This is a genomic window from Planktothrix sp. FACHB-1355 (assembly GCF_014748295.1).
Lineage (GTDB): Bacteria > Cyanobacteriota > Cyanobacteriia > Cyanobacteriales > Aerosakkonemataceae > Aerosakkonema > Aerosakkonema funiforme_A.
Map to the genome: position 1 here is coordinate 1 of NZ_JACJUP010001046.1, position 2431 is coordinate 2431.

The following is a 2431-nucleotide window of genomic DNA, read 5'->3' on the forward strand; positions in this document are numbered from 1 at the left end:
AATCGAATTCATGATTTCTATAGTATTTAGTCTTCAAGAGAATATATCTGTGTATTAGGTTGATTCGGAAAATTTGAATTTTTACGTTATTCTACTGTGGTTAATTAATATGGAAGGATTATAATTGGTGCTTAGTAAGTATTATTATTAAATAAAGCATACAATAAATATTGTATTACTACTGACAAACTGGAGATAAAAATAGTTAAAAAAGCTTTATTTGAGTATTTACTCTAAAAAAACTCCGTGGACAATGAGTTAGAGGATTTTATGGGGCAGGGTGTTACAATCTCAGGAGCCATTTAGCTGTCATAAACACGGATCGAACTCCGAATATGGGCAGCTTGATGCTATGAAATGTACGTATTTAGCGCAAGGAAACCCCGGTAGGGAATAAGGTGGGCTAGTTTCCCAGAAGGATTGCTACTGAATATATAGCAGTCGTCAAGGCGCTTAAGTAATTCTTAATTCCACCAAACCGTTGATTCTAGACCGTTCTTACCCAACGCCCGACGCCATAGCCCCGACGCCATAGCTATATATGCTGTATCGGCGAAGCATACGAGGAGTAATACAATCGCTTCCGACCAAAATTTTTTTATCCGTAGGGAATAGGCTTGCTGTATGGGATGCTTCACCTTGCTTCAGAGAAGCTAAACCGATCGGCGCTGCGGGAGGGAAGGCGGATGCACTTGCCGGATAAAAAAAACCGATCGAACGCTTTAACGACTCGATCGGAGCTCCTGGATAACAGCATCGGAAATCATAAATTATTAAATACTGGTGTCAAGCGTGGCAAACCAGAGAAATGTTGCCTATCTCCCCAATAAGATGGGCAACAAAAGCACCCTTTTACTTAATCCCAATTAACTTTGTTTGACAGCGATCTCGTTTATGTCTGAGGTACAGCTTTGTTACGTTTACGTAGTGCAAGGCCGCTGAGGGCAACTAAACCTAAAGCTGCTGTTGTGGTAGGCTCAGGTATCTTTCTGGGGCCATAATTGATATCGCCACGACCCGTGCCGCTAGCACCATTCAAGCCTTTACCGCTAATGCTTTGGTAGCGTACACCAAAGTTTGCGAGTGCAATCTTGTCGATATTACCGTTAACAGCTAAGGTTGCAGTAAACGTACCGGTCTGGGCTTGAGAAGTTGCGGAGTTATTGTCAACGCCACCGTTGCTGCCTCCCTGACAGGTGTTCCCATCCGTGAAGCATACGTCAATAGCACCAAACTGATTGGGGAATGAGCCGCTGTTGTCCTTAGCGAATAGCCCTGTAGAGCGCGTGTTACCGCTACCGCCATCGTTTCCGACTCCGACCAAAGCTAGTTTATCGGAGTACATCGCCTCGTAAACGTTAAAACCCAAAGCTGAAGTTCTGGAAGTGATACCGTCGCTGGAGTTATTGGTTAAGCTGATGTCAAATTTAGCTTCTGTTTTGGTGGCGGTGCCGGTGCCGACGGTAGTAAACCCTTTAAATGTAAAGGTTGCTTGAGAGCTGAGTCCGATGACGTTTTGCGTAGCAACGTTACCGTCAAAGTCAACTATAAAAGACTGATTGATGTCATTCAAGCCAAATTCAACCCAATCGCTGTTGACACTAAAAGCTGAAGCGGAAGGGGCTATAGCCAGGGAAGCGATTTCTGCTGCTGCCACGGCAGAGAACGCGATTGCTAGTTTGGGAAGGTGCTTAAACATCTTGTTGTACCGAAATAGTTTGAACTTGGGGATAGCTTTAGGATGTAATGAATCTAATTTTCAGGAGATGTGACTTGTCACGATAGATTTGTGTTCTTAGTCACAGGGGGATTAACCCTTCGCTCAACTGCTTGGAACTGATGCTTTGCGCTTCTTGTTCGCCAGCGCAGTTCTGACCGAACCTTTATGAGTTCTACTCTATACAAAGCTTCAAAGCTATGTCCAGTCAAAGGCTCCAGCTTCTTCATATCTTCATATAATTTGTCTGCTTGATTAAGCTTCTGTGTGGGCCTAACGTTTTTGCACAACCTTTTTTAAAAAGTTATTCTAACTTATGGGTAGGTTTTTATACGTAATGAAAGTGTAACCACAAACTATTTATTACGTATTATTACCATTTAAAAGTTCAACTATGTTAAGCTAGCTATGGGTTAAGCTATGATTTTTGAATTTCTTGTTAAATAAAATTAAGTATAAATACTTAATTTTACTATTTTGCGCCAGAAGATTATCTATCATTCTTTTTCCCGTCTGCCTATCTGTGGCCTCATACTTTGACAGAGAAAGGTATCAAATCAAAGGTTTGGCGGAATTGAGAACCTGCTAACCCAGGAAAGCGATCGCAGTAACTCCCCAATCTCCCTACCTGCTCGCATTAACACAAAACTATACAAATCTGGATCTATCTATAGACTTATTTTTATGGTATATATTTGGATATTCCCGCTTTAT

Annotated in this window: 1 protein-coding gene; it reads right to left on the reverse strand. The window is 41.8% G+C overall.

The genetic code is table 11. The features are described from left to right. Positions 1 to 892 precede the first annotated feature (892 nt). Positions 893 to 1699: a cistern family PEP-CTERM protein gene (locus tag H6S82_RS28755; protein ID WP_190474847.1), complete on the reverse strand. Its 807-nt coding sequence runs from the start codon at positions 1697 to 1699 to the stop codon at positions 893 to 895. Positions 1700 to 2431 lie beyond the last annotated feature (732 nt).